General features: G+C 55.7%; 41 protein-coding genes and 1 tRNA gene. 4 read left to right on the top strand and 38 right to left on the bottom strand.

Annotated features, from left to right (window positions below):
• Positions 1-52 precede the first annotated feature (52 nt).
• The 5 genes from EST62_RS04680 to EST62_RS13875 form a co-directional block, all read right to left on the bottom strand.
• Entirely contained in the window at positions 53-1,210 is a 1,158-nt protein-coding gene (locus EST62_RS04680; RefSeq protein ID WP_245153464.1) for a transporter substrate-binding domain-containing protein, read from the bottom strand.
• 244 nt (positions 1,211-1,454) lie between these two features.
• Positions 1,455-1,778, bottom strand: a complete 324-nt coding sequence (locus tag EST62_RS04675) for a mechanosensitive ion channel domain-containing protein (RefSeq protein WP_167599181.1) — start codon at positions 1,776-1,778, stop codon at positions 1,455-1,457.
• Between the two features lie 324 nt (positions 1,779-2,102).
• Positions 2,103-2,696, bottom strand: coding sequence for an NYN domain-containing protein (locus EST62_RS04670; RefSeq protein WP_129050938.1), 594 nt, complete (start codon positions 2,694-2,696; stop codon positions 2,103-2,105).
• Positions 2,697-2,768: 72 nt separating this feature from the next.
• The gene (locus tag EST62_RS04665; RefSeq protein ID WP_129050937.1) at positions 2,769-3,242 is read right to left on the bottom strand and encodes a DUF302 domain-containing protein; all 474 of its coding nucleotides are present in this window, start codon (positions 3,240-3,242) and stop codon (positions 2,769-2,771) included.
• A gap of 80 nt (positions 3,243-3,322) precedes the next feature.
• On the bottom strand, positions 3,323-3,448 hold the full coding sequence (locus EST62_RS13875) for a hypothetical protein (RefSeq protein ID WP_256372357.1): 126 nt from the start codon (positions 3,446-3,448) through the stop codon (positions 3,323-3,325).
• A 158-nt stretch (positions 3,449-3,606) separates the two neighbouring features.
• Between EST62_RS13875 and EST62_RS04660 the strand changes: the two genes are divergently transcribed.
• The 3 genes from EST62_RS04660 to cysS all read left to right on the top strand — a co-directional run bounded on the left by EST62_RS04660 (position 3,607) and on the right by cysS (position 6,484).
• Entirely contained in the window at positions 3,607-4,605 is a 999-nt protein-coding gene (locus EST62_RS04660) for a trypsin-like peptidase domain-containing protein (RefSeq protein ID WP_129050936.1), read from the top strand.
• 65 nt (positions 4,606-4,670) lie between these two features.
• A complete protein-coding gene (locus EST62_RS04655; RefSeq protein WP_245153463.1) occupies positions 4,671-4,886 on the top strand; it encodes a hypothetical protein in 216 nt (71 codons plus the stop codon).
• 143 nt (positions 4,887-5,029) lie between these two features.
• A complete protein-coding gene (gene cysS, locus EST62_RS04650; protein WP_129050934.1) occupies positions 5,030-6,484 on the top strand; it encodes a cysteine--tRNA ligase in 1,455 nt (484 codons plus the stop codon).
• Positions 6,485-6,650: 166 nt separating this feature from the next.
• Here the strand turns inward: cysS and EST62_RS04645 are convergent, their stop codons facing one another.
• Complete coding sequence (locus tag EST62_RS04645) at positions 6,651-7,775, bottom strand: mannose-1-phosphate guanylyltransferase (RefSeq protein ID WP_129050933.1); 1,125 nt, start codon at positions 7,773-7,775, stop codon at positions 6,651-6,653.
• Between the two features lie 199 nt (positions 7,776-7,974).
• On the opposite strand from EST62_RS04645, the gene rsmG reads away from it, so the two are divergent.
• Complete coding sequence (gene rsmG / locus EST62_RS04640; RefSeq protein WP_129050932.1) at positions 7,975-8,628, top strand: 16S rRNA (guanine(527)-N(7))-methyltransferase RsmG; 654 nt, start codon at positions 7,975-7,977, stop codon at positions 8,626-8,628.
• A 60-nt stretch (positions 8,629-8,688) separates the two neighbouring features.
• Here rsmG and rplQ read toward each other — a convergent pair whose 3' ends face one another.
• From rplQ to tuf, 32 genes are all read right to left on the bottom strand, one after another.
• Positions 8,689-9,162, bottom strand: coding sequence for a 50S ribosomal protein L17 (gene rplQ, locus EST62_RS04635; RefSeq protein ID WP_129050931.1), 474 nt, complete (start codon positions 9,160-9,162; stop codon positions 8,689-8,691).
• A 47-nt stretch (positions 9,163-9,209) separates the two neighbouring features.
• A complete protein-coding gene (locus EST62_RS04630; protein WP_129050930.1) occupies positions 9,210-10,196 on the bottom strand; it encodes a DNA-directed RNA polymerase subunit alpha in 987 nt (328 codons plus the stop codon).
• A 29-nt stretch (positions 10,197-10,225) separates the two neighbouring features.
• Positions 10,226-10,837, bottom strand: a complete 612-nt coding sequence (rpsD, locus tag EST62_RS04625; RefSeq protein ID WP_129050929.1) for a 30S ribosomal protein S4 — start codon at positions 10,835-10,837, stop codon at positions 10,226-10,228.
• Between the two features lie 36 nt (positions 10,838-10,873).
• Entirely contained in the window at positions 10,874-11,257 is a 384-nt protein-coding gene (rpsK, locus tag EST62_RS04620; protein WP_129050928.1) for a 30S ribosomal protein S11, read from the bottom strand.
• Between the two features lie 47 nt (positions 11,258-11,304).
• Positions 11,305-11,682, bottom strand: a complete 378-nt coding sequence (gene rpsM, locus EST62_RS04615) for a 30S ribosomal protein S13 (RefSeq protein WP_129050927.1) — start codon at positions 11,680-11,682, stop codon at positions 11,305-11,307.
• 35 nt (positions 11,683-11,717) lie between these two features.
• Positions 11,718-11,834 (bottom strand): 50S ribosomal protein L36, encoded by a 117-nt coding sequence (rpmJ, locus tag EST62_RS04610; RefSeq protein WP_129050926.1) that lies wholly within the window; start codon positions 11,832-11,834, stop codon positions 11,718-11,720.
• 112 nt (positions 11,835-11,946) lie between these two features.
• Positions 11,947-12,165, bottom strand: coding sequence for a translation initiation factor IF-1 (gene infA, locus EST62_RS04605; RefSeq protein ID WP_069810990.1), 219 nt, complete (start codon positions 12,163-12,165; stop codon positions 11,947-11,949).
• Positions 12,166-12,222: 57 nt separating this feature from the next.
• Positions 12,223-12,996, bottom strand: a complete 774-nt coding sequence (gene map, locus EST62_RS04600) for a type I methionyl aminopeptidase (protein WP_129050925.1) — start codon at positions 12,994-12,996, stop codon at positions 12,223-12,225.
• A gap of 15 nt (positions 12,997-13,011) precedes the next feature.
• Positions 13,012-14,337, bottom strand: coding sequence for a preprotein translocase subunit SecY (gene secY, locus EST62_RS04595; protein WP_129050924.1), 1,326 nt, complete (start codon positions 14,335-14,337; stop codon positions 13,012-13,014).
• An 18-nt stretch (positions 14,338-14,355) separates the two neighbouring features.
• Positions 14,356-14,913, bottom strand: a complete 558-nt coding sequence (rplO, locus tag EST62_RS04590; protein ID WP_129050923.1) for a 50S ribosomal protein L15 — start codon at positions 14,911-14,913, stop codon at positions 14,356-14,358.
• Positions 14,914-14,947: 34 nt separating this feature from the next.
• The gene (gene rpmD / locus EST62_RS04585) at positions 14,948-15,133 is read right to left on the bottom strand and encodes a 50S ribosomal protein L30 (protein ID WP_129050922.1); all 186 of its coding nucleotides are present in this window, start codon (positions 15,131-15,133) and stop codon (positions 14,948-14,950) included.
• A 19-nt stretch (positions 15,134-15,152) separates the two neighbouring features.
• Positions 15,153-15,671 carry a 30S ribosomal protein S5 gene (gene rpsE, locus EST62_RS04580; protein WP_129050921.1) on the bottom strand — a complete coding sequence of 173 codons (519 nt, stop codon included), beginning with the start codon at positions 15,669-15,671 and terminating at the stop codon, positions 15,153-15,155.
• Between the two features lie 21 nt (positions 15,672-15,692).
• Positions 15,693-16,052, bottom strand: a complete 360-nt coding sequence (gene rplR / locus EST62_RS04575; RefSeq protein ID WP_129050920.1) for a 50S ribosomal protein L18 — start codon at positions 16,050-16,052, stop codon at positions 15,693-15,695.
• A gap of 59 nt (positions 16,053-16,111) precedes the next feature.
• A complete protein-coding gene (gene rplF / locus EST62_RS04570) occupies positions 16,112-16,651 on the bottom strand; it encodes a 50S ribosomal protein L6 (RefSeq protein WP_129050919.1) in 540 nt (179 codons plus the stop codon).
• Between the two features lie 29 nt (positions 16,652-16,680).
• Positions 16,681-17,076: a 30S ribosomal protein S8 gene (gene rpsH, locus EST62_RS04565; protein WP_129050918.1), complete on the bottom strand. Its 396-nt coding sequence runs from the start codon at positions 17,074-17,076 to the stop codon at positions 16,681-16,683.
• 65 nt (positions 17,077-17,141) lie between these two features.
• Positions 17,142-17,411 (bottom strand): 30S ribosomal protein S14, encoded by a 270-nt coding sequence (rpsN, locus tag EST62_RS04560; protein WP_129050917.1) that lies wholly within the window; start codon positions 17,409-17,411, stop codon positions 17,142-17,144.
• 22 nt (positions 17,412-17,433) lie between these two features.
• Positions 17,434-18,018 carry a 50S ribosomal protein L5 gene (gene rplE / locus EST62_RS04555; protein WP_167599180.1) on the bottom strand — a complete coding sequence of 195 codons (585 nt, stop codon included), beginning with the start codon at positions 18,016-18,018 and terminating at the stop codon, positions 17,434-17,436.
• A gap of 60 nt (positions 18,019-18,078) precedes the next feature.
• The gene (gene rplX / locus EST62_RS04550) at positions 18,079-18,321 is read right to left on the bottom strand and encodes a 50S ribosomal protein L24 (protein WP_129050915.1); all 243 of its coding nucleotides are present in this window, start codon (positions 18,319-18,321) and stop codon (positions 18,079-18,081) included.
• 32 nt (positions 18,322-18,353) lie between these two features.
• Positions 18,354-18,426, bottom strand: a tRNA-Gly gene (locus EST62_RS04545).
• Positions 18,427-18,438: 12 nt separating this feature from the next.
• The gene (gene rplN, locus EST62_RS04540) at positions 18,439-18,807 is read right to left on the bottom strand and encodes a 50S ribosomal protein L14 (RefSeq protein WP_010933832.1); all 369 of its coding nucleotides are present in this window, start codon (positions 18,805-18,807) and stop codon (positions 18,439-18,441) included.
• Between the two features lie 35 nt (positions 18,808-18,842).
• Entirely contained in the window at positions 18,843-19,112 is a 270-nt protein-coding gene (gene rpsQ, locus EST62_RS04535; protein WP_129050914.1) for a 30S ribosomal protein S17, read from the bottom strand.
• Between the two features lie 80 nt (positions 19,113-19,192).
• Positions 19,193-19,399 (bottom strand): 50S ribosomal protein L29, encoded by a 207-nt coding sequence (gene rpmC / locus EST62_RS04530; protein WP_129050913.1) that lies wholly within the window; start codon positions 19,397-19,399, stop codon positions 19,193-19,195.
• Between the two features lie 30 nt (positions 19,400-19,429).
• The gene (rplP, locus tag EST62_RS04525) at positions 19,430-19,849 is read right to left on the bottom strand and encodes a 50S ribosomal protein L16 (RefSeq protein WP_129050912.1); all 420 of its coding nucleotides are present in this window, start codon (positions 19,847-19,849) and stop codon (positions 19,430-19,432) included.
• Positions 19,850-19,897: 48 nt separating this feature from the next.
• Complete coding sequence (gene rpsC, locus EST62_RS04520; protein WP_129050911.1) at positions 19,898-20,662, bottom strand: 30S ribosomal protein S3; 765 nt, start codon at positions 20,660-20,662, stop codon at positions 19,898-19,900.
• A gap of 14 nt (positions 20,663-20,676) precedes the next feature.
• Entirely contained in the window at positions 20,677-21,036 is a 360-nt protein-coding gene (gene rplV / locus EST62_RS04515) for a 50S ribosomal protein L22 (RefSeq protein ID WP_129050910.1), read from the bottom strand.
• 30 nt (positions 21,037-21,066) lie between these two features.
• The gene (gene rpsS / locus EST62_RS04510) at positions 21,067-21,363 is read right to left on the bottom strand and encodes a 30S ribosomal protein S19 (RefSeq protein ID WP_129050909.1); all 297 of its coding nucleotides are present in this window, start codon (positions 21,361-21,363) and stop codon (positions 21,067-21,069) included.
• Positions 21,364-21,396: 33 nt separating this feature from the next.
• On the bottom strand, positions 21,397-22,236 hold the full coding sequence (gene rplB / locus EST62_RS04505) for a 50S ribosomal protein L2 (RefSeq protein ID WP_129050908.1): 840 nt from the start codon (positions 22,234-22,236) through the stop codon (positions 21,397-21,399).
• 29 nt (positions 22,237-22,265) lie between these two features.
• Positions 22,266-22,577: a 50S ribosomal protein L23 gene (rplW, locus tag EST62_RS04500; protein ID WP_129050907.1), complete on the bottom strand. Its 312-nt coding sequence runs from the start codon at positions 22,575-22,577 to the stop codon at positions 22,266-22,268.
• A 33-nt stretch (positions 22,578-22,610) separates the two neighbouring features.
• Positions 22,611-23,237 carry a 50S ribosomal protein L4 gene (rplD, locus tag EST62_RS04495; RefSeq protein WP_129050906.1) on the bottom strand — a complete coding sequence of 209 codons (627 nt, stop codon included), beginning with the start codon at positions 23,235-23,237 and terminating at the stop codon, positions 22,611-22,613.
• A gap of 19 nt (positions 23,238-23,256) precedes the next feature.
• A complete protein-coding gene (gene rplC, locus EST62_RS04490; protein WP_129050905.1) occupies positions 23,257-23,886 on the bottom strand; it encodes a 50S ribosomal protein L3 in 630 nt (209 codons plus the stop codon).
• Between the two features lie 34 nt (positions 23,887-23,920).
• Positions 23,921-24,232 carry a 30S ribosomal protein S10 gene (gene rpsJ / locus EST62_RS04485; RefSeq protein WP_129050904.1) on the bottom strand — a complete coding sequence of 104 codons (312 nt, stop codon included), beginning with the start codon at positions 24,230-24,232 and terminating at the stop codon, positions 23,921-23,923.
• A gap of 77 nt (positions 24,233-24,309) precedes the next feature.
• A complete protein-coding gene (tuf, locus tag EST62_RS04480) occupies positions 24,310-25,491 on the bottom strand; it encodes an elongation factor Tu (RefSeq protein WP_129050903.1) in 1,182 nt (393 codons plus the stop codon).
• Positions 25,492-25,523: the final 32 nt, after the last annotated feature.

Here is a 25,523-nt window from a genome sequence, read left to right as displayed (position 1 = left end):
TTTGGACTGATTGACTGTGTTTTTTTGAAATCTGACCCGCCGTCGCTCAGGACTAATGCTTTAAATGCAAATATCTGAACCTGATCTCTTTCCACTTGTCGGATGCCATGAGGTCGAGCAAGTCTTGATTGAGCGCTTCTCTTTGCCTGCTGCCTTGCGGCAAGGCGACGGCGTAGTATTCGGGACGGAAAACGCGCTCGATGATCGTGACGCCGTGGATTTCGCCCGAAGTGACCAGGTAACGCATGATCGGCTCGTCGAACACGACGGCCTCGATCTTGCCGTTTTCGAGCGCGTGCAGCGCGTCCGTAATGGATGGAAAAAGCGTGCTCCTGATGGCCTCATTTTCGAGGTAACTGCTGCTGCTCGATGCCTTTACCGTTCCGACCCTTTTGCCGTACAGATCTTCGACTTTGGTGATGCCGCTTGAGAGGCTGCCGACGGTCAGAACGGTGGCCATGGCCGCCGTGAAGCCGGAGATGACCACCAGACCGGTGAACATCCAGACCAGTGCGATGAGCCTTCCGGCCAGTGTGGCGGGAGCCTTGTCTCCGTATCCGACCGTGGTCATGGTCACGGCGGCCCACCAGAAGCCCGACCAGATGCCCTGGGCCGGGGTTCCTCCGAAATGGTCGGGATTCTTCTTGCGCTCGAAAAGCCAGACCAGCACGCCGGAAATCAGCAGCAGCAGCGAAAGCGCGGCGAGCACCCGCAGGAAAGCCGGTGAGAAGAGCCGACCGATGATGTGCAGCCAGCCGGTCTCTTTTTCCCGGACGGCTATGGCCAGTCCCGATTGAAAATACGGGAAGGAAAAATCGAGTCGGCGCTCGCGGTCGGCGGTCACGGTGATGGCCGAGGCCGCCGCATCGACCTCGCCCCGCTCGACGGCGGCGAGCATTCCGGTGAACGACATCTCCCTGATGACAAGCTTGCGCCCCTCCTTGTTGGCAATGGCGCGTACGAGGTCGATGGAGATGCCCTCCCACTCACCCATCCCGTTTTTCATGGCGAACGGCGGCGACTGTTTGGTCGCCAGCACCAGTTCGTTTTCTGCGGCAATGGCCCTCAAGGAGCCGAGAGGGGCCGAGAGAAAGAGGTAAGCCAGCAGGAGCATGACCGGTCGGCACGACGGCTCCGGCCAGCGAAAAGCGTGATGGTTACCAATGAAGTTGAAAACGGTACGCCGGATAGTTCGTAACACATTCTGCATAGGCTTTCTGCTGCTGCCGCTATCGCATTGATGCGAAACGGATTGACGGGGAGAGTAACTGATTTCAGCGCAAGGATTTCAGGTCAGCCACTCCTGAAAGGTAATCAACAGAGAGCGTTATTCCATTTGAGGTCATGGCGGCGGCGAATGCAGCCGGACTACGCAGACTGGAGGAGGTGCACATCCTCCTGGGGAAAATGAATCGAGAGGCCGTTGGCGTCCATCGCCTCCCTGAACTGTTTGGTCAGCTCGAACTTGACGTCCGCGAGGACGCCGTTGATGACCTAAAAAAGGCCTTGTCGATATTGTCGCTGCAGGAGATGCCGGGCAGAAAATCGACGCGCGCCGGGTGTGGTGATGCAAAGAGTTGACCATCGAGCCGCTCCAGACCTGCCTGTTGGGCAAAATGATCTGGACGTTGTCCGGCGGTGGCAAGCTCGGTGGTGAAGAGCGACACGTTTTTGACCGTGCCCGCTGTGCCCGCCACTTCGATATACTGACCGGTGCGGAAGGGCCTGAAGAAAATCGGCATGACGCCCGCCGCAATGTTGGAGAGCGTCCCCTGCAAAGCCAGGCGATGGCCAGACCGGCGGAGGCCTGCACGGCAGGATGGCTCGCGGTCTGAACGCCGATCTGGGGAAGCACCGTCATAACCGTGACGGCGACGATGCTGTAGCGAACAAGAGTGCCGAAGCAATGTCGCAAGCTTCATGCCGATGACAAGAAAAACAAGTCCAACCAGCAGCCGCCTTCAGAAAGTTGACACGTACGGTACAAGAGCATCGGGATTGATTGCATTCATGGCAAGAAATGATTGCAGGGTTCAGGAGGGCGGCTCGAAACAGTTGTTGCCGAACCGGCCTGAACATCAAACCGGCATAGTGCCGGGGTATCAGTTGCCAACCTCGTCGGCAAAATCGTTAATCAGGTAGAGTTTGTCCGCGCGGCATTGCAAATCGGTCGAAACACTGTTGTCGAACACGACCAGCTCGATACGCTTTCCCGATTCCGAGAGGTACTCAATGGCGTCGAGCAGATCGCCGTCACCGGTCGAAAGAATAAGTGTGTCGTAATTGTTCTGGTGAATCAGCGCCGCCGTGGCGATGCCGACATCGACCCCCTTCTGCACCTCGTTTTTCAGAATATGCCGCTGCTCTCCGGCGCGCTGGTGCGGGCAGGTCAGCGACACCTTCTGGTTGCAGGTTTCGCAGTAAGCCCTGTCGCCGCGCTGATATTTGAGGCCGTACAATCTGGTGATGATTTTCGGGCCATTCGGCGGAGCGCTTTGCAACCAGTTATGAAACGACTCCTGCGCTTCACCGGGAGGGGAAGGAATGCTGTTGAAATAGTAGGCTCTCCAGATCGGCCCGTCCTGCTCGATTTTTTCACGGAGCTTCAGGTAGTTGAATTCATAGCCGCTGCTGACGCTGTGCCGCGCATTGAACAGATACCCGGCGTCGATGAGCCATAACCTTCTGTTTGTCATAAACTTCCCTTTGAAAAAACGCACCGTTGCCGATCTGTGGAAATGAGATCGGCAGCGGTGCGAATTCAATTATTATTGTACAAAATTGATAAACTGCTGTTGCTGCTTGGCGACGGTTCCGCCCATCACCTCGGCGACAACGCCACCGAACATCTTGCCCAAGAGAGCGGCGTTCATGACGCAAACCCAGGTTTTGCCGTCAGCCTTCTGATAGACGCTGATCGTGCAGGGCATCATAACCGAAACGATCTTGTTTTTATCATCCTTCAAAATGTTATAAGCGTGATTCGGCTCGCACAGATTGACCAGTCTCACGGGAGGAAGATCGCCGCCGCCATATTTTTTCACGGAGTTGTCGATCGCCATGACGCTGGCGACCACCCACCCTTGGGAGATGGCGTTCTCCCTGATGTTATCGACGGTCTGTTCGACGCCGAACGGACTCTGGTACTCCTTGAGCATCATGGCCGGCATCATCATCCATCCCGCGCCAACGGCGAGAAGTATGCCAACGGCAATGCCGATCAACAGACTGCGAATGTTCATAACGATATGTCTCCTTTGTTGGTTTTTTCAGATCGACAGAAAACTGGCGACTCGCCTGGCGGGCCGATGCGCAAAGCAATTCAGAACGCGAGAGGAGCGGCTTGCTTGCGCGATTTTGAGACCTTGAGCGTCAGCGCAGCTTTCGGAAAACGGGGCGAACGAACCATCCGGCCTTTTGCTGCAATGTACGCATTCAGCGCGTTCATGCCTCATTGGCGCTTCGGCAGATAGCCGCCGACGCCGTTGGTCATCGACACGGCAACCCGCTCGAATGAGCGCGATTTCTCCTTCTTTTTCGTAAACTTCAACAGTATTACCCGTCTCGGCAGTGCTTCCTTTCAAATTCAAAACAAAGGAGTGCATCATGGAAACCATTCTCTCTACGATCATCCCGCTTCTCGGTTCCGTCCGCTCGTCGCTGATGGGGCGCAAGAACGTTGTGGCCACTGGGATCGGCTACAAAAAAACCGCTGGCGAGAAGACCGGCCAGTTGAGCATTGTCTGCTCCGTCGAAAAGAAAGAGCCATCGGCGAAGCTGCTCAGTTCAGAAATGGTGCCGAAGGCGGTCGATGGCGTTCCGACCGATGTGGTGGCGACCGGGCGCATCCGGGCGTTCGCGCCTCCAACCGGCAGGTTCCGGCCCGCGCCCGGCGGGGTGAGCATCGGCCATTTCGAGATCACAGCCGGAACGCTCGGCTGCCTGGTGCGCAAGAACGGCGAGTTGCTCATTTTGTCGAACAACCACGTGCTGGCCAACAGCAACGATGCGGCGATTGGCGACGCGATTCTCCAGCCGGGGCCGTATGACGGCGGGCTGAACCCCGCCGACAAGATTGCCGAGCTGGCCGAATTCGTGCCCATTATCTACAACGGTTCGTCGAGCGCCTGCCCGATAGCCAACTCCATCGCCGACGTCTGCAATCTCCTTGCCGCCGTCACCGGCAGCGATACGCGGCTGCAAGCCATATCGGTGCAGGCCGCGGAGAATCTGGTCGATGCCGCGCTTGCCCGTCCGCTGAATCCGGCGGATGTGCAGAACGACATTCTCGGCCTCGGCGCGATTTCGGGCACGGCGGAGGGCGCGCTCGGCATGGCGGTCAAAAAGAGCGGACGCACCACCGGGCTGACGAACGGGGTGATCGAGCAGATCGACGTGACGGCCAACGTCAGTTACGGCGGCGGCCGGGTCGCGCAGTTCCACGACCAGTTGCTCGCCGGAGCGATGAGCCAGGGCGGCGACAGCGGCTCGGCGGTGCTCGACACCTCGAACAACCTCGTCGGCCTGCTCTTTGCGGGCAGCGACGAGGTAACGATCATCAACAGAATCCAGAACGTCTTCAGCATCCTCGGAGTGAGCCTGTGATGGCGCGCCGGATTCTCTTTCTCTGCCTGTTGACAATAACGGCCAATTGCACAAAAGCAACGGAGATGAAAACAATCAGCGAAGTAAAACGCGCCCACGAAGCGGAGCTGCTCGCCCTGCCCGACGTGGCGTCGGTGGGCGTCGGACGGGATGGAAAGGGCGGGGAGGCCATCGTGGTCGGCCTCGCCCGCGACAACGCGGAGACAAAAGCCCGCCTGCCGGAGAGGCTCGACGGCTATCCGGTGATCTGGAAGATTACGGGCGCGATCAGGTCGCAATGAGCGGCGACGCGCCCGTTCCCGGAATCGGGTAAAATTCGGAACGCAGAGCCGCTGAAAAGCCTTGCCTTACAGAGCCAAATGTTTAACTTTTACGACATTTCCCGGCCACGATCCGGGATTCGCCAACCTATTTCGCTATCCGAATGTCCTCTTCTCTCACTATCTACAACTCCCTCAGCCGCACGAAAGAACCATTTGAACCGCTTCATCCTGGCATCGCCACCGTCTATGTCTGCGGGCCGACCGTCTATGGCCACGCCCATCTCGGTCACGCCAAGAGCTATGTGTCGTTCGACGTGGTGGTGCGCTGGATGCGCCACGTGGGGCTGAAGGTCAAATATGTGCAGAACATCACCGACGTGGGCCACCTGACCGACGACGCCGACGAGGGGGAGGACAAAATCCAGAAGCAGGCCCGGCAGGAGCGCATCGAGCCGATGGAGGTGGCGCAGTTCTACACACGCAGCTTTTACGAGGATATGGACCGGCTCGGCGTCGAGCGCCCGAACATCGCGCCAACCGCCACCGGCCACATCCCGGAGCAGATCGCGCTGGTCGAGCGGCTGGTCGAAACCGGCCACGCTTACGAGGCGGGCGGCAACATCTATTTCGATGTCAACTCGTTCGCCGGATACGGCAAGCTCTCGGGCCGCACCGACCAGGAGGCGTTGCAGTCGGGCGGGCGCGTCGCGGATCGCTCCGACAAGCGCAACCCCTCAGACTTCGCGCTCTGGAAAAAGGCCGAGCCGGGCCACATCATGAAGTGGCCATCGCCGTGGGGCGAGGGCTACCCCGGCTGGCATCTGGAGTGCTCGGCGATGGCGATGAAGTACCTCGGCGACACGATCGACATCCACGGCGGCGGCATGGAGAACAAGTTCCCGCACCACGACTGCGAGATCGCCCAGTCCGAGGCGGCCACCGGCAAGCCCTTCGTGCGCTACTGGATGCACAACAACATGGTGACGGTCGATGGCGTCAAGATGGGCAAGTCGCTCAAAAACTTCATCAACCTCAAGGAGCTGTTCAACACCTTCGAGCCGCTGGTGATCCGTTTCTTCATCCTGCAATCGCACTACCGCTCCCCGCTCGATTTCTCCGAAGCAGCCATCAAAGCCTCGCAGTCCGGCTTCGAGAAGTTGCAGGAGACGTATAAAAGAGTGGTGGAAACTCCGGAAGGCGGCGGGCAAATCGATGTGGCGGCGTTCGACGAGAAAATCACCGACGCCTTGAACGACGACTTCAACACGCCGGTCGCCATCTCGGTGATCTTCGAGTTCGCCAAGGCGCTCAACGGCGCGCTCGACAAGGGCAGCCTCGACGCCAAATCGAAAACCGGCGCTCTGGCGCTTTTCGACACGTTCGCTGGAAAGGTGCTCGGCATTCTGAAAAACCGCAACGAGCTGCTGGCCGGACAGAGCGGCCAGAGCGCCCGGACGCTCGACGACGTCATGGCGGTGCTGCTCGAACTCCGCAAGGAGGCGCGCGCCAGCAAAGACTTCGCCACCAGCGACAAAATCCGCGACCTGCTGCTCCAGCGCGGCATCGAAGTCAAGGACACCAAAGAGGGCGCAACCTGGTCAAGAAAAAAAGCCTGAACGCAAAAAGCCGGAGCAAATTGCCTCCGGCTTTTTCATTTATGCTGCTGCAATCACATTGCCCAGACTTGTTCATATTCAGGAGGGCTTTAGCCCGACGGACATTCAAACCTCTTCCATTCATGTTGCCCCGGCTTTCAAGCCGGGGAGGACGATCAAAATCCTCCTATAAAAACCCCTCCAGCCCCTCTTCACGCCGCATCATCTCCACCGCTTTCGATACCTCGCCCGACTGTTCCTTCCGGCAGATCAGGAGCGCGTCAGGCGTATCGACCACGATGAGGTCATCGACTCCGATGGTCACCACCGCCTTGCCGTGGGGCTTGCGAACGAAGACATCTTTCGAGTCGAGCATGATGACCTCGCTGCCGTCCATGTCGCGCCCTTCGAGGCCAAGCCCGACCTTGATGACCTCGTCCCAGCTTCCCAGATCGGTCCAGCCGAAATTGCCGGCGAGCATAAAAACCTTCTCGGCCTTCTCCATGATGCCGTAAGCAATCGAGACCGGGTGAATCCAACTGTAAACATCCTCGATCACCGACTCCTGGCGCTCAGTGCCGATAAAGGCGTGAATGTTCTGCATGTCCTCGAACAGGTCGGGCAGCGAGCGCCGGTACTCCCGGCTGATGTCATCGACGTGCCAGATGAACACTCCGCTGTTCCACCAGAAATCGCGACTTTGCAGAAACTGCTCGGCTGTGGCAATATCGGGCTTCTCGGCAAAGGTTTTCACCCGGAACAGCGCAATGTCGTCGTCTGCCGGATCGTCGTTCTCTTCGCCGATCATAACCGACGGCTCGACCTGGATGTAGCCGTAGCGCGTCTCCGGACGGTCGGGATGAATGCCGACGGTAATCAGGCCGCGCTGCTCGCGCGCGAGGCCCACACCCTTGGCGACAGTCTTCAGGAACTGCTCTTCGTCGAGCACGAGATGGTCGGCGGGCAGCACGATGGTCACGGCGTCGGGATCACGCTTGCGGATGAAGGTGGTCGCCAGCGCGATGCAGGTGGCCGTATCACGGATGGTTGGTTCGATGATGATATTGTCGGCGTCGAAATCGGGAAGCGAATCGTTGACCAGCCGCCAGTGCTGCTTGCCGGTAATGATGAGGATGTTCTCCATCCGGACGACTCCGGCGATTCGTTCAACCGTTTTGCGGATCATCGTTCCGCCGTCAAAGAAATGGAGAAACTGCTTGGGGGATTTCTTTCTCGAAAGGGGCCACAGTTTGCTGCCAATTCCTCCCGCCATGACCACGGCAAAAACATGATTATCGGCTATCTGCTTCATTGCGTCATCGCTATCGTTCTGAACTTGCAAGGGTCAGGAGATGGTCCCTGACCTGACCTTGACCTTTTAATGTACGACATTTTCCCAGAGAGTCGCGCCGGGCATTTCTCCAGGGCCACTGAACATTTGCCATTGGCGGCAAAATGTCGTTTTTTCAAGATGTGCGATTTTTTTTCACCATCCCAGCGAACGATTCGTCATGCAGAATGAGCTGCGCCTGATCGAGGGTCTTTGCCGTCAGCACGGCATCCCCGTTACAAAAAATGCCCTGAAGCTTCTGGTTCGCTATGCCGAACTTCTCGAATCATGGAACCTCAAGGTGAATCTCGTCAGCCGCAAGGAGCACGCGCCGGTCATTGTCAAGCATGTGTTTCACTCGCTGCTGGTCGCCCGCATCCACGACTTCAGGCCCGGCGAAAAAGTGCTCGACCTCGGCACCGGCGGCGGCTTGCCGGGCATTCCTCTGGCCATTCTTTTTCCCGAAACCTCATTCCTGCTGGTTGACTCCACCGGAAAAAAAATCTCCGCCTGCAAAGCGATGATAAAGGAACTTGGACTTGAGAACGTCATTGCCCTGCATTCGAGGGTCGAGGAGCTGAAGGGGGTGATTTTCGATACGGTGCTCAGCCGCCAGGTTGCGCCGCTCGAAGAGCTGTGCGCCTACAGCGCCCGGCTGCTCAAGCGCGATGGTGTGCTCATCTGCCTCAAGGGGGGAACGCTTGACGAGGAGATTGCCGACGCGGTGATGATGAGGGAGAAAAATCTCGGATTCCCGGCCTCCGTGGATCAACTGCCGATCGGCGAAATCGATCCGATGTTCTCTGAAAAGCAGATAGTCATCGCCCGCTGGTGATCAAAAAGATCGCGCGAACGATGACTACCGTGTTTTTTTGTCGTCTGGAGAGCGTCGCTTTTATTCGGCGGCTTCGTCTCCCTCTTTCTCCTGCGACTCGGCTTCGGCTTTCTTCGAGCCTTTGACACGCTTCGAGCGATCCTGTCTGGCGGCTACCGGCGCGGCGGACGGAGCCTCGACAAAATCGACCAGCTCGATGACGGCCATCTTGGCAGCATCACCAAAACGGGGAGCGAGTTTGATAATACGGGTGTATCCGCCGGGGCGCGAACCGATCCGTCCCACGATCTCCTCAAAAAGCTCGCGGACAGCCTCTTTGTCACGAAGGGCGCCAAAAATCTCACGCTGGGCGTGGTGCGTACCCTTACGCGCTTTGGTGATGATTTTCTCGACGACCTTGCGGGTTTCCTTGGCTTTCGCCTCGGTGGTCTCGATACGCTTGTGAATCAGCAGTTGTGTCGAAAGATTCGACAGGGTTGCTTTTCTATGGGCGGCCGTTCTCCCGAGTTTCCTTGCTGGCTTGACTTTACGCATTGCTTGTTTCCGCTCTCATTGATGTTCAATAAAACAAAAGACCTTTCTCAACCCTTCATCTGGTAACGGGTAATATCCATCCCGAACTTGAGGTTGAACTTTTCGAGCTGTTCTTTCAGTTCGGTCAGTGACTTTTTGCCGAAGTTCTTGTAGTTGAGCAGCTCATCTTCCCTTCTGGAGACCAAGTCGCCAAGCGTGTCGATTTCGGCGAGCCTCAGGCAGTTGTGCGAACGAACCGAAAGGTCGAGATCCTCAATCTTGGTATAAAGGAGTTTACGCATGCTTTCGAATTCGTCGTCGAGCTGCTTGTACTCCTCTTCGGAGAACTCCTCTTCGGTCGGAGAGAAGTTGGCAAAAAAGGTGACATGGTCGTTGATGATCTTTCCGGCGAGGCTGATGGCGTCGTCGGGCGTGATCGAGCCGTCGGTATCGACATCGAGAATCATCTTCTCATAGTCGGTTCTCTGACCGACGCGGGTGTTCTCTACGGTCAGCCTGACGTTGCGGATCGGCGTGAAGATCGAGTCGATGGCGATGAAGCCGATCGGCATTCCTTCGCTGCGATTCTCCTCGGCGGGCACGTAACCGCGTCCCCGTCCGACATAGATGTCGATGGTGACGGTCGCCTCCGAATTGATCGTAGCGATATGCATATCCTTGTTGAGCACCTCGAACTCGCCGTCATGGGCGACAATGTCTCCGGCGACAAAATCTTTCGGTCCGGCAAGCGTCAGGGTTGTTTTGCAACTGCGCTTGCAGCTCGACCTGAATCGAACCTTTTTGAGGTTCAACACAATCTCAGGCACATCTTCGCGAACGCCCTCGATGGTTGAAAACTCGTGAAAAACACCATCTATCTTGATCCCGGTGATAGCTGCGCCGGGAAGAGAGGCCAGCAGAACCCTTCTCATGGCATTGCCCAGCGTAACTCCGTATCCCCTCTCCAGCGGCTGGGCGATGAAGCGCCCGAAACTGCCGGTGTGGGTTGTTTCATCCACATCGATCTTTGCAGGCATCTGCATCTGGTATATCATAGTCTTGCTACCTTAAGGATTCAAAAAAATCACTTGGAGTACAACTCAACAACAAGCTGTTCGTTATAGGGCTCCTGCACATCCACGCGCTCGGGAATGGCAAGAAATGCTGCTTTTCTGTTGGCTTTGTCCACCTGGATCCATGCGGGAATCCTCGATTCTGAGGCTTTGTTCAGCGAATCGGCCACCGCGTCGAGATTGCGGCTCTTCTGGCGGAACTCGATCTGATCGCCAGGAGCGACGAGATAGGAAGGAATATTGACCTTCTTGCCGTTGATGAGCATATGGCCGTGTGAAACGAGCTGACGGGCACCTGCGCGTGACGGAGAGAATCCGCAACGATAGACGACGTTGTCGAAGCGCCTTTCAAGGAGCCTGACCAAGTTGTCGCCGGTGACGCCGCGCTGCGAAACCGCTTTCTTGTAGTAGTTCCTGAACTGCTTTTCGAGAATGCCGTAGAGATATTTCATCTTCTGCTTTTCTCTGAGCTGGAGCGCATATTCCGAAACCTTGCCCCTGCGGGACTGGCCGTGTTCGCCCGGAGCGTACGGACGGCGTTCCAGATATTTTTCAGCCTTTGGTGAAAGAGCTATCCCCAGCCTGCGAGAAACCTTGGTAATTGACCCTCTGAATCGTGCCATTGCAATTGCTACATTGATAATTCTTGATGATAACCGTCAGACCCTTCTGCGCTTGGGCGGCCTGCAACCGTTGTGCGGAAGCGGCGTAATATCACGGATGGTCTTGACCTCCAGCCCGACGCCCTGAAGCGCCCTGATGGCAGCATCACGTCCCGCGCCGGGGCCTTTGATGAGCACATCGACGTGACGCATTCCGAGGTCATAAGCCTCCTTGGCTGCCGCCTCGGATGTCACCTGCGATGCGTACGGGGTATTTTTCTTGGAGCCCCTGAAGCCGTTCTTGCCGGCGCTCGACCATGAAACCGTATTGCCGAGCGTATCGGTAATGGTCACCATGACGTTGTTGAACGAAGCCTTGATATGGACGGTACCTTCCGGGGTAACCTTGACTTTCTTTTTTTTCCTGCTCGCTGTTGCCATGAGTCTGTCGGTGTTTTATCTCTCTTGTTGCTTGATTGCTCCGGGCCTTACTTCTTACCGGCTTTCTTCTTGCCGGCAACCGTCTTGCGCTTGCCTTTTCTGGTACGGGCGTTGGTGCTGGTGCGCTGGCCGCGAACCGGGAGTGAGCGCCTGTGACGAAGGCCGCGATAGCATCCAATATCCATCAATCGCTTGATGGAGAGCTGCTGCTCTGCGCGAGCCTCACCTTCGACGGTGTACTCGTTGCTGATAATTTCCCTGATGGCATGCGCCTCCTGGTCACTCAGCTCGGAAATCTTCTTTTCAGGAGCAATTCCGGCTTTGGCGAGTATGTTCTTGGCGGATGTTTTCCCGATGCCATAAACATAGGTCAGGCCGACGACCGCATGTTTGTTCAATGGCAAATTAACCCCAGCTAACCTCATATGTTTTTCTCAAATCTGTTGATTATTCCTGAAGATCACCCCTGGCGCTGCTTGTGGCTTGGATTCACCTTGCAGATCACGTACCGTTTTCCTTTGCGCTTGATAATCCTGCAGTGCTCGCAACGTTTTTTGATAGACGAATATATTTTCATGGTAAACCCCACGTGCTAAGATTGTCCGGTCTGTCCAAAATATGAAAAGGCATGTAATGTAATAAATACATCCTTAAGAGTCAACCGGATTATGGACGATTCTTTCTGTTTTTTACTTGTACCGGTAGGTAATCCTGCCTTTGGTCAAATCGTACGGAGAAATCTGCACTTTGACCTTGTCGCCGGGCAGAATGCGGATGTAGTGCATCCTGATCTTGCCCGATACGTGGGCAAGCACCTCAAGGCTGTTTTCGAGCTTGACCCTGAACTGCGCATTGGGAAGGGCTTCGAGAATTTCGCCTTCCACCTCAATTGATTCTTCCTTGGCCAATGTATCTCCCCGCTTTCTGATCGTTATGATATAAAACTGATGCTCTCCCTGCCCGCGTTACTTTGTCAGGATTTCAGGCGCCCCTTTCCTGATGGCGATGGTATGCTCGAAATGGGCCGAATGGCGTCCGTCCTCGGTCACCGCCACCCATGCGCCCCGCTTGCTCACCGCACGGCGCGAACGGCCGATAGCGATCATCGGCTCGATGGCCAGCGTCATTCCGGAGCGAAGTTTCACACCGGTATGGGGCCGACCGTAATTCGGCACCGCCGGTTCTTCGTGCAGCTCGCTGCCGATGCCGTGGCCAACCATGTTCTCGATGACGCTGTAACCGAATGCGCGTGCGTGCTTTTCGATTGCCGCCGAAATGTCATGCAGTCGATTTCCTTCGACCGCCTGTCCGATGCCGAGCGCCAGGCACTCCCGGGTGACTTCGACCAGTTGCCGGACGGCGGGATCGACTTCGCCGACGATATACGTCCGCGCCGAATCGCCATGATAACCGCTCTTGTAAGCGCCGCAATCAACCGAAACGATTTCGCCCTCGCCAATAATGCGGCGAGCGCTTGGCACGCCGTGGACGACCTCATTGTCGATCGAGACGCACAGGGTCGCCGGATAGGGCGTCACGCCCGGCTCGCCTTTTGGCGCGTAATTCAGAAAACTCGGCACGGCGTCGTGGTCCCGGATGAACTGTTCGGCAAGTTCGTCGAGCCGCTTGGTCGAGACTCCTGGCGCGATCTCCTTTTCGAGCATGTCGAGTACGCGGGCGACCAGTCCTCCGGCCTCCCGCATCAGTTCTATTTCCCGCTCGCTTTTGATGGTAATCATCTCCCGGCCCCTCTATTATCGGCGACCACGCGCCTTGGCCGTCTTCATGAAACCGTCGTAATGACGAGTCATCAAGTGGCTCTCGACCTGCTGAAGCGTATCGAGGCCGACGCTGACGACAATGAGCAAACTGGTGCCGCCGAAGAATTGGGCGAAGCCTGGGGTCACGTTGGCAAACTTGGTCAGGAATGTCGGCAAAACGGCGATTGCTGCAAGGGCGATAGCCCCCGGAAGCGTGATCCGGGTCAGGATGTTGTCGATGAACTCCTCGGTGTTCTTGCCAGGACGGACGCCCGGAATGAAACCGCCCTGACGGCGCATCGTGTCAGCGACCTCTTTTGGATTAAAGGCGATGGCGGTATAGAAATAGGTGAAGAAAACAATCATCAGTCCGAAAATCCCCGCATACCACCATGAGTCGTAGGCGAACGCCGAGGCAACCTTTTGCATCGCCTCGCTTTCGGGGAAGAACGAAAGAAAAGTGCTGGGCAGGAACATGATCGACTGGGCGAAGATGATCGGCATAACGCCCGCCGTGTTGATCTTCATGGGGATGTACTGCGTTCCGCCCCCGTAAACCTTGCGCCCGACGACGCGCTTGGCGTGCTGCACGGGAATTCGCCGGGTGGCGACAGTCAGAAGCACGACGATAGCCACGATGGCAGCCATCAGCGCCATAATGATGATTTCGAGAATCCAGTTCTTGCTGCCGAACGAAACCGACTGGATTTCAGCCACCAGCGAAGCCGGGAAGGCTGCAAGAATACCGATCATGATGATGAGCGATATGCCGTTGCCGATGCCGCGCTCAGTAATCAGCTCGCCGAGCCACATGACGAACACGGTGCTGGCGGTGAGAATGATGATGGCGGTGATGGTAAAGAGAAAGCCCGGATCAGGCACAACCACCTTGCCGAACGACGATGGACTGGAGAGGTTGACGCTCACGCCCCACGCCTGCAACAGCGAGATAAGAATCGTGCCGTACCGCGTGTACTGGTTGATCTTCTGGCGTCCCTCCTCACCCTCTTTCTGGAGCTTCTGCACATACGGCGTGACCGCTCCGAGCAACTGGATGATGATCGATGCCGAGATGTAGGGCATGATGCCGAGAGAAAAGATAGAGGCGCGAGCAAACGCGCCTCCGACAAACAGGTCGAACAGACCGAACAGGTCGTTTGAGTGAGAAGTCGTCGCGCTCGCTATGGCGGCGGCGTCAACTCCGGGAATGGTGATGTGCGATCCCAGCCTGTACACGAACAGAATCAGGAGGGTATACAGGATACGCTGCCTTAACTCCGGGATTTTATTGATATTCCTGATACTCTCAGTAAGCTTCATGGCAGCTCATTCCCTCTTTCAAGACTTGACCGATTTCTTCGTTTTCTTGACAATTTTGACTTTCGGGGTCAGGAGCGCATCTTCAAACGGCAGGCCGTTGACTTTGGCCGCCTCTTCGAGGGTGCGATACGCCTTGACGATCTTGCCGCCGGCTTTGGTGATCTTCTCCTCGGCGCTCTTGCTGAAAAAGTGCGCCGTGATGGTCACAGCGGAAGCAAGCTCACCGTTACCGAGCACCTTGAAGTACTCCTGGTTACTGGCATTGCACAGGTGCTTCAGATCAAGCACGCTGATCTCTTCGCCGATAAGTCCCTTCTCGACCCACATCTGGATCTGGGCGACGTTGATGCAAGCCACGGCCTTTCTGTTGGGCGGAGTGAAACCGAATTTCGGCAGCCTGCGGTAGATCGGCATCTGACCACCCTCGATGACCGGGCGCTGATAGCCGCTCCTGGCCTGCTGACCTTTGTTGCCCTTGCCTGCGGTGGTGCCGTTGCCTGAACCGGGGCCGCGACCGACCCGTTTTCTTGCCTTGACTGCGCCGCCTTTGGCAGGGCGGAGTGAACTTAAATCCATTGCTTTGATTCCCGACTGTCTTTATTGATTCTTCTTAAAGCTCTTCAACCTTGACAAGGTGCTGAACGACACGAATCTGACCTCTGGTGCAGGCGTTGTCCTTCAGTTCAACCTTGTGGTTCGGTCTTCCCAGACCGAGAGCCTTGATCGTGTCTTTCTGCTTCTTGGTGCCGCCAATGATGCTGCGCACCTGGATAACCTTTATCGTTTTCTCGCTCATGATCGCCTTTCTCTCCTGTTTAGCTTTCAAATACCTCTTTCAGGCTCTTCGAGCGGCGCTCGGCGACATCATTGGCATCGGAGATGCTCTGAAGTCCCCTGATGGCGGCCTTGACCACATTGTGCGGATTCGAGGAGCCAAGAGACTTGGTGAGGATGTCGTGTACGCCAGCCATTTCGAGCACGGCCCTGACAGCTCCACCGGCGATCAGTCCGGTACCCGGAGTCGCAGGCTTCATGAGCACCTTGGCCGAGCCATATTTGGCGACGATCTGGTGCGGGATGGTTCCCTTCACGATCGGCACCTTGATGACATTCTTTTTGCCATCCTCGACGCCCTTGGCAATAGCGTCCTGAACTTCGTTTGCTTTTCCGAGCCCGTATCCAACATGACCATCCTTGTCACCGACAACAACAATAGCGTTGAAACCGAAGCGCTTGCCACCCTTGACCACCTTGGCGGTCCTGTTGATGTGCACCAGCTTCTCTTTCAGATTCAACTCACCGGGCTTGATATTCCTGGCAGATTTTTTCGACATGTACGTTCGCTTTGAAAAGTTTTAAAAGATCAGGCCTGCTTCACGCGCGCCGTCGGCCAGAGCCTTGATGCGACCGTGATACCGGAATCCGTTCCTGTCGAAGACGACGCTGGAAATGCCCTTTGCAAGCGCCTTCTCGGCGATCTGCTTGCCGATTGCCGCGCTCACCTCGGATTTGGTGCCGCCGAGACCGGCATTCTCCTTCGACATGGTCGATGCCGCCACGATGGTCTTGCCGCTCTCGTCGTCGATCAGTTGCGCATAAATCTGTGAAAGACTCCTGAACACGCACAGTCTTGGCCTCTCCTGGGTGCCACGCACGACAGCCCTGCTGCGTGCCTTGATTTTTTGCCTGCGGGCAGCTTTATCTACTTGGCTCATTATCTCTAACCGTATAAATGTTTTTTACCTGACTTGTTTGGCTCATGCGGCGCAGTGGTTTACTTGCCGGCAGCCTTGCCTTCCTTGCGGCGGATCACTTCGCCTTCGTACTTGATACCCTTGCCGCGATACGGCTCAGGCTTCCTGAAGGAGCGTATCTTGGCGGCGATCTGGCCTACCAGAGCCTTGTCGATACCACTGACAAGAACGGTGGTCGGATCGGGCACCTCGATCTTGATCTCGGCGGGAGCCTGGAAGTAGATCATGTGCGAGTATCCGAGGGTCAGCGCCAGCATCTCGCCCTTGAGTTCAGCGCGGTAACCGACACCGGACATTTCGAGCTTGCGGGTGAACCCTTTGGTGACGCCCTCGACCATGTTGCTGACCAGCATCCGGTACAAGCCGTGCATGGCCCGCGCGCGCTTGCTGTCGTCCTTGCGCTGGACGGTCACGGCGCCATCGGCAATCGAAATGGTAACCTCATCGACCAGAGCCTGGCAGAGCGCTCCCTTCGGGCCGGTTACATTGATCATATTGTCCCTGACCTCGACCTTAGCCTGCTCAGCAAGGCTGATTGGCATTTTTCCTATTCTTGACATGGTAAACTGATGCTCTTTGGCTTAAGAAATTAATAAATACGGAACAGCACCTCGCCACCGACGTTCTGCTCGCGCGCCTCCTTGTCGGTCAGGATGCCTTTCGAGGTCGAAAGGATGAACAGACCAAGCCCGCCGAGGTATCGCTTGATATCCTTGCCCTGATAGACCCTGCGGCCGGGTTTGCTGACCCTTGAAATCTCCTTGATGGCGTGACGGCCATCCTGCATGTATTTCAGCTCGACGCGGATGAAGGGAAACTGCTCGGTGGAAATCACCGTGTAGTTCTTGATGTATCCTTTTTCGACAAGAAGCTTCGAGAGATTCTCCCTGACTCGGGTATAAGGAATATCAGTTGTCTTGTTTTTTGCGCTACCGGCGTTTCTGATCCGGGTGATGAAATCGGCTATGGAATCCGTTACGGGCATGGCTAACAGTTGGTTACGTTCGTAAATGAACAGACATCTTTCTATCGTTCTCCGCGGAGGCGTGCTTACCAGCTCGCCTTTCTGACACCGGGAAGCTTTCCTTCGAGGGCCAGTTTGCGGAACATGTGGCGGCAAAGACCGTACTTCGCGTAGTTACCTCGACCTCGTCCGGTCAGAACGCAACGATTGCGCACCCTGGTGGCGGAGCTGTCACGGGGAAGCTTGCGAAGCGCTTCGTAATCGCCTGCCGCTAACAGCTCTTCACGTTTGGCCGCGTACTTTTCGACGAGCTTTTTTCTCTTTTCGTTGCGTGCAATGATGCTTTTCCTTGCCATCTTGGTTCAGGGCTTTGTGTGATTAATTCTTCTTCTTGAACGGCATACCAAGCAGGGTGAGCAGCTCGTGAGCCTCTTCATCCGTTTTGGCCGACGTGACGAAGCTGATGTCCATTCCGTTAATCCTCGGCACCTTGTCGATGTCGATTTCCGGGAAAATGATCTGCTCGCGGATACCGGCATTGTAGTTGCCGCGGCCATCGAAGCTCGTATCGCTCAGTCCGCGGAAGTCGCGGATTCTCGGCACGGCAACCGTGACGAAGCGATCGAGGAATTCAAACATGATCTTGCGGCGAAGGGTAACGCGGCAACCGATGGCCTGACCCTCGCGGAGCTTGAAGTTGGAGATAGCTTTCTTTGCCTTGCGAACCTGCGGTCTCTGGCCGGTGATCTGGCCAAGCTCCTGCATGGCGGTTTCAAGCAGTTTCGGCTCCTGGGCGGCTTCGCCGACACCAATGTTCACCGAAATCTTCTCAAGGCGGGGCACCATCATGATGCTCTTGTACTTGAATCGCTCCATGAGTTTCGGAACGACGGTCTCGCGGTAGAAGACCTCAAGGCGGGCAGGCATGGCGACTTCCTGCTCTACACTCTCTTTTTTGGACATCTTTACTTTCTCTTTTACACAGGATGGTCTTGGTCATCCTGCCTTTTAATGAAATCTCTGTCAGCTCTTCTTGACGTTCGAGGCATGAATCGGAAACTCTCGCTCGATAATCGAACCCTGGGGCACACCCTGGGTCGGGCGCATATGGCGCTTCCGTATGTTGACGCCTTCGACAATGACGCGGCCTTTCTGAGGGAAAACTCTCAGTACCTTGCCTGACTTTCCCTTGTCGTTACCGGCTATGACGGTAACTTCATCATTTTTCCTGACGTGAAGCTTGACCTTTTTAATACCTGTTTTCATGGCTGACCTGTGTGATATTTTTCATGAATCCGAGCGGGAGACGGGACTCGAACCCGCGACCAACAGCTTGGAAGGCTGTGACTCTACCAGCTGAGTTACTCCCGCTGATCGGCGCTCTCAGAGAACCTCTGGAGCCAGTGAAACGATCTTCATATATCTTTTGTCGCGAAGCTCGCGTGCGACCGGCCCGAAAATACGGGTGCCTCTCGGCTCGCCCTGCGCGTTGAGCAGAACGACGGCGTTTTCGTCGAACCTGATGTAGGAGCCATCTTTTCTTTTCTGCTCCTTGACGCACCTGACCACAACGGCCTTGCAAACATCTTTTTTCTTGACGACGCCGCCAGGAACCGCAGCCTTGACCGATACCATGATCTGGTCACCAAGCGCGGCATAGCGCCTGCCGGTACCGCCGAAAACATGAATACACCGTACTTTTTTTGCTCCGCTGTTATCGGCGACAACCAGATTTGTCTCTTTCTGGATCATCCTGCTTTAACCCCTGTTAAATGATAGTAAATCCGTTACTTGGCCTTTTCGACGATTTCAACAAGCCGACAGCTCTTGTTTTTGCTGAGCGGCCTGCACTCGGTGATCTTCACCAGATCGCCGATGCCAGCCTCGTTGTTCTCGTCATGAGCCATCAGTCGCGTAGTCTTCTTGAAGTACTTCTTATAGACCGGATGCTGAACCCTGCGCTCGACGGCAACGACGATGCCTTTATCCATGCTGTCGCTTACAACCTTGCCCAACCAGCTCTTCTTTCTGCCCCTCGTTTCAGCTCCACTTGACATTGCTGCGTTGTCCATTTGTTATTCTTCCTGTTGAAACCGTTTATTGTTTACTGACGCACCCCGTACCGACGCTCTGCTACTCAGGCGTTGCTTGTTTCCTGATGGTCGATCTGGGTGAGCCTGGTTTTCATCCGGGCGATATCCCGCCTTGAGTTACGGAACACCATCGGGTTCTGCGGCGGTTCAATTGCCTGGTAAAAGTTGATGTCGGCCAGCCTGTTTTCGAGCTCTTCGATCTTGACGAGGAGCTCTTTTTTGTCCATGGCCGCTATTTCGTAGTTTTTCATTATTGGCTTCCCTGACGGTTAGATTGCTCGTTATCCTTCGTAATCTGGCCTGACGATGAACTTGGTCTTGATCGGCAGTTTCTTGGCGGCAAGCCTGAATGCCTCGGTGGCGACTTCACGCGGCACGCCATCGGCCTCGAACATGATGCGCCCCGGCTTGACGACGGCAACCCAGAACTCCGGCGAACCTTTACCGGAACCCATGCGGGTTTCGGCGGGCTTCTTTGACACTGGCTTGTCAGGGAAAATCCTGATCCAGATTTTTCCGTCCCTCTTCATATAACGGTTCATGGCGACACGAGCGGCTTCGATCTGACGGCTGGTGATCCATGCCGGCTCAAGAGCTTTCAGGCCGAAGGAGCCAAACGTCACCGCCGTACCACGCTGGGCGTTACCCTTCATTCGGCCACGCTGCGTCTTTCTGTATTGAACCCTCTTTGGCATTAACATACCGGCAACTCCATTCTCAGTTTCAAATTATATGGTACTTGTGTACGATCAGGCCTTCTTGGCAGCAGGACGGCGACGGCGTTTCGATCCACGGCTATCTCCGCGTCCGCGTCCACGGCTGTCACTGCGGCGCTCCTGCATTTTCTTCATCTCTTCCTCTTCGATAGCGTCGAGCCTCTGAACAAGCACCTCGCCTTTATAGACCCAAACCTTGATGCCGATAGCTCCGGCGATGGTGTGCGCGGTCACACTGGCGTAATCGACGTTGGCGCGAATCGTATGAAGCGGAATCTTGCCCTCTTTGTACTGCTCGGAGCGGGCGATTTCAGCGCCGCCGAGACGGCCCGCGCAACGAATCCTGACGCCCTCGGCGCCGGCCCTCATGGCCTGCTGGATCGCCATCTTCATGGCGCGACGGAAAGAGACGCGGTTTTCGAGCTGGTAAGCGATATTCTCGCCGATCAGCTGCGCTTCGATTTCCGGCTTGATGACCTCGACGACGTCAATTTTGACATCTTTGCCGGTGATGCGGGTCAGCTCTTGGGAAAGGTTGTTGATCTCTTCACCCTTGCGGCCAACGACAGCGCCCGGACGAGCGGAATAGATATTGATCTTGATATGCTTGGTCGTGCGCTCGATAACAATTTTCGCAATACCGGCCTTCTCTTTCTTCAGCCTCGCCTGAACATAGTTGCGGATAACCTGATCCTGCTTGATCTTTTCGGCGATAACCGGTCCGTCGTCATACCAGCGGGAAGTCCAGTCCTTGATGATTCCCAGTCTGAATCCGGTTGGATTTACTTTCTGACCCAATGCTATCTCCTTGTTTATTTGGTTACCTTGTTATCAACCTTGTCCACGACGATGGTCAGGTGATTCGAACGCTTGCGGATCCTGTAGGCGCGGCCCATCGGAGCCGGAAGGAGCCTTTTGAGCGAAGGACCTTCATCGACGAAAACCGCCTTGACGAACAGCTCGTTATCGCCAACCCGGTCATCGGGATTGAGCTGCGACCAGTTCGCGACAGCCGATTTGAGCGTAACCATCACGTTACGGGAAGCACTTTTGGTGGAGTTGTGCAGGATGGCCTTCGCCTGATCGACCTGCTTGCCACGAACAAGGCCGGCCACGAGCCGCATTTTGCGAGGCGACGTCGGTGTATGCCGTAAAATTGCTTTAGCTTGCATGATATCTCTTACCTTTCCGCTTGATTCAGTTTACTTTTTCCTGGGTGCCGATCCGCCCTTTTCTGCCTTGCCGCCCGCATGACCGCGGAACAACCTGGTCGGAGCGAATTCGCCAAGTTTGTGACCTACCATGTTTTCGCTGACGTAAACCGGCACATGATTCTTGCCGTTATGAACCGCCACGGTGTGACCGACAAAATCAGGAGAGATCATCGAGCTTCTCGACCAGGTCTTTACCACCTTCTTCTCACCATTGCTGTTCATATCAAGGATCCGCTTTTCCAGCTTGAAGTCGATGAACGGCCCCTTTTTCAGTGATCTTGGCATAATTCTCTCTGCTTGTTGTTTGTTTCCGCTTTGTTACTTGGCTTTCCTGCCGCGAACGATCAGCTTCGTCGAGGCTTTTTTCTTGTTTCTGGTCTTCAGACCTTTTGCAAGCTGACCCCATGGCGACTTCGGATGCTTGCGGCCACCGCCCGACTTGGACTTGCCTTCACCACCGCCCATCGGGTGATCGACCGGGTTCATTGCCATACCGCGGGTCTGGGGACGGATGCCGAGCCAGCGGCTGCGTCCTGCTTTGCCGAGACTGATGTTTTCGTGCTCTGCATTGCCGATAACACCGATGGTCGCGCGGCACTCGATGCGAACTTTCCTGATTTCGCCAGACGGCATCTTCAGGGTTGCGTAGTTGCCTTCGCGAGCGGCAAGCACGGCGTATGCGCCGGCTGACCTTGCCATCTGACCGCCTTTTCCGGCTTTCAGCTCGATATTGTGCACATCGGAACCGATCGGGATGTTCTTCAGCGGCATAGTATTGCCCACCCTGATGTCCACCTTTTCGCCGCTTTCGATGCGGTCGCCGACCTTCAGATTTTTGGGAGCGAGAATATAACGTTTTTCTCCGTCAACATAATGAAGAAGTGCAATCCTCGACGAACGGTTCGGATCATATTCGATTGCCGCGACCTTGGCGGGAACATTGTCCTTGTTGCGCTTGAAATCGATGATTCGGTAGAACCGCTTGTGACCGCCGCCCATGTGGCGGGAGGTGATCCGACCGTTGGTGTTGCGGCCACCGCTTTTCTTGAGCGGCACGAGAAGACTTTTTTCCGGCTCACTCTTGGTGATCTCCTCGAAACTTGCGTATGAAGCGAACCTTGTGCCCGGAGTGTTCGGAGCTAATTTCCTGACTGCCATCGTACTGTTTATCTATCCGGTTGTTAATCTTATTTCTCGCTCTTTTCGGCCGGCTTGGCATAGTAATCAATCGCCTGGCCTTCGCCGAGGGTCACGACCGCTTTCTTCCAGTCGTTCTTCTTTCCGGCGATGAGTCCCTTGCGGGTGTGCTGACGCTTCGACTTGCCAAGGCAGTTGATGGTGCGGATAGATACGACATCGACACCAAACTTCTCTTCGACCGCTTTTTTGATATCGGTTTTATCGGCATCCTTCTTGACCTGGAACACGTACTGGCCTTTCTGCTCGGTGAGTTTGGTGCTCTTTTCGGTCAGCCACGGCCGCAACAACGGGTTTTTCATTGCAATCTTCTCCTTTTTACTGGCAAACGGTAATTACCCTAATGTTTCTTCTATTTTCTGCAGGGCGGCCTTCTGGAAAAGCACGGCCTGGCTGTTGAGAATATCGTAGGTCGAAGCCTGATCGGCGACCTTGACGTTCAGCTTCTGGATGTTCCTGCCGGAGGTGCTCACCACGTTGTCGTGGAACGGCATCATGAGCAGGGTCTTCTTTTCGCCGAGGCCGAGACTCTTGAGCATGTCGGCAACCGGACGGGTCTTGATCGCGTCGAGGCTGAAATCCTCGACGACGACGATCTGGCCTGCCGCAGCCTTGGCGCTCAGCGCCGAACGGCGGGCAAGCTGCTTGACCTTGCGGTTGACCTTCTGCTCGTAGGTCCGCGGCACGGGACCAAAGATCGTGCCACCGCCAACCATTGTTCCCGAACGGGTAGATCCCTGGCGGGCGTTGCCGGTGCCTTTCTGGCGGAACGGCTTCCTGCCGCCGCCGCGAACTTCAGCGCGGGTCTTTGCTTTATGGGTGCCCTGGCGGCGATTGGCAAGAATTGCCTTCACATCCAGGTACATGGCATGTTCAGAAACTTCAACGGCGAAAATATCATCGTTCAGCGTCACCACTTCACCGGTTTCCGACCCTTGTATATTGAGTACTTTTAATTCCATTGCTTTCTGCACTCACCGTTTACTTGGTTGTTGAAACAATCTTGACATAGGAGTTCTTCGGTCCCGGCACCGCGCCCTTGACGACGATGAGATTCGATTCCGGCATGACCTTCACGATCACCAGATTCCTGGTCGTCTTGTTCTCTCCGCCCATTCTTCCAGCCATTCTGGTGCCCTTGAAGGTTCTGGAGGGGTCGGACGAGCCGCCAACCGAACCGGGAGCGCGAAGCCTGTCGGACTGGCCGTGCGTTCTGGAACCGCCGCCGAAGTTGTGGCGCTTGACCACACCGGCAAAACCCTTGCCCTTGGTGACACCGAGCACATCGATCTTGTCGCCCTCCTTGAAGACATCGACAGAAACCGTTGCGCCAGCGGCAAGCTCTTCCGGCATCAGGCTCTTGCTGACTTCAGACAAGATATATCCCGGATTTTTGCCAGCTTTTTTATAGTGGCCCGCGAGCGGCTTGGAGACCTTTTTTTCATCACGCTCGCCGAAGCCGAGCTGATAGGCTTCGTAGCCATCTTGTTCCGTGCTCTTAACCTGAGTCACATAACACGGCCCGGCCTGAATCACCGTGCAGGGAACAGCTTCGCGTTTATCATTGTATAAACGGGTCATGCCGATTTTTTTCCCGAGAATCGCACCCATATCCGATTACCTTTTCTATTTACTTTAAAACACTTTAAGACTTGATTTCCACATCAACGCCACTCGGAAGCTCGAGCTTCATGAGCATATCAATCGTTCTGGGCGTCGGGTTGACGATCTCGATCAACCTCTTGTGCGATGAGAAGGCGAACTGCTCACGGGATTTCTTGTCCACATGAGGTGAACGGTTGACCGTATATACATGAGTTTTCGTGGGCAGCGGAATGGGGCCAAATATGATGGCATCCGTCTGCTTGACCACATCGATAATCTTTAAAGCCCACTTATCAACGAGGCTATGGTCGTACGACTTGAGCTTTATCCTGATCTTTTGCTGAACAGCCACTGGTCTATCCCTGTTTCGATGGTTTCAATAAAAAAGGGGCGAGTGCGATGGCTCGCCCCGGGATAACAATCAATCGATTACTCGACGATCTTGGTTACCGAACCGGCACCGACCGTACGGCCGCCCTCGCGGATAGCGAAGCGAAGGCTCTCTTCCATGGCGATAGGAGCGATCAGCTCGACATCGACGGAGAGATTGTCGCCAGGCATAACCATTTCGACGCCCTCAGGAAGGGTCACCGAGCCGGTCACGTCAGTGGTTCTGAAATAGAACTGCGGGCGGTAGCCGTTGAAGAACGGCGTGTGGCGGCCACCCTCTTCCTTTTTCAGGATGTAAACCTCAGCCTTGAACTTGGTGTGCGGGGTGATGCTGCCAGGCTTGGCGATAACCATGCCGCGCTCGAGTTCGTTCTTGTCAACACCGCGGAGGAGCAAGCCGGCGTTGTCACCTGCCTGACCTTCGTCGAGGAGCTTGTTGAACATTTCGATACCGGTGACGACCGATTTGCGGGTCGGTTTGATACCGACGATCTCGACCTCCTCGCCAACCTTGACGTGGCCCCTCTCGATACGACCGGTACCGACGGTACCGCGACCAGAGATGGAGAATACGTCTTCGACCGGCATCAGGAACGGCTTGTCAACGTCGCGAACCGGCTGCGGAATGTAGCTGTCAACAGCATCCATGAGCTCCATGATCTGCTTCTCGGCTTCCGGATCGCCATCAAGAGCTTTCAGAGCGGAACCCTTGATGATCGGAATATCGTCGCCAGGGAAGCCGTACTCGGTCAGAAGCTCGCGAAGTTCCATTTCGACCAGTTCGAGCAGCTCTTCGTCAGCAATGTCAACCTTATTGAGGAAGACGACCAGCGCAGGCACGTTCACCTGGCGGGCAAGCAGGATGTGCTCGCGGGTCTGGGGCATCGGGCCGTCGGTACCGGCAACAACGAGGATCGCGCCGTCCATCTGGGCAGCACCGGTGATCATGTTTTTGATGTAGTCAGCGTGACCGGGGCAGTCGATGTGCGCATAGTGGCGCGCTTTCGTCTGATACTCGACGTGTGCAGTCGAGATGGTAATACCGCGCTCCCTCTCTTCCGGAGCCTTGTCGATATCGCCAAATTCACGGAAGGCGGCCATACCAGATTTTGCAAGCACCGAAGTGATGGCTGCAGTAAGGGTGGTTTTGCCGTGGTCAACGTGACCGATTGTACCAATATTTACGTGAGGTTTATCCCTCTTGTATGACTCTTTAGCCATAACACTTCTCCCTGTCGGTTATCTGTTTAGTG

This window comes from Chlorobaculum sp. 24CR, assembly GCF_004118635.1.
Classification (GTDB): domain Bacteria; phylum Bacteroidota; class Chlorobiia; order Chlorobiales; family Chlorobiaceae; genus Chlorobaculum.
This window is presented reverse-complemented; position numbering and strand designations above follow the sequence as displayed.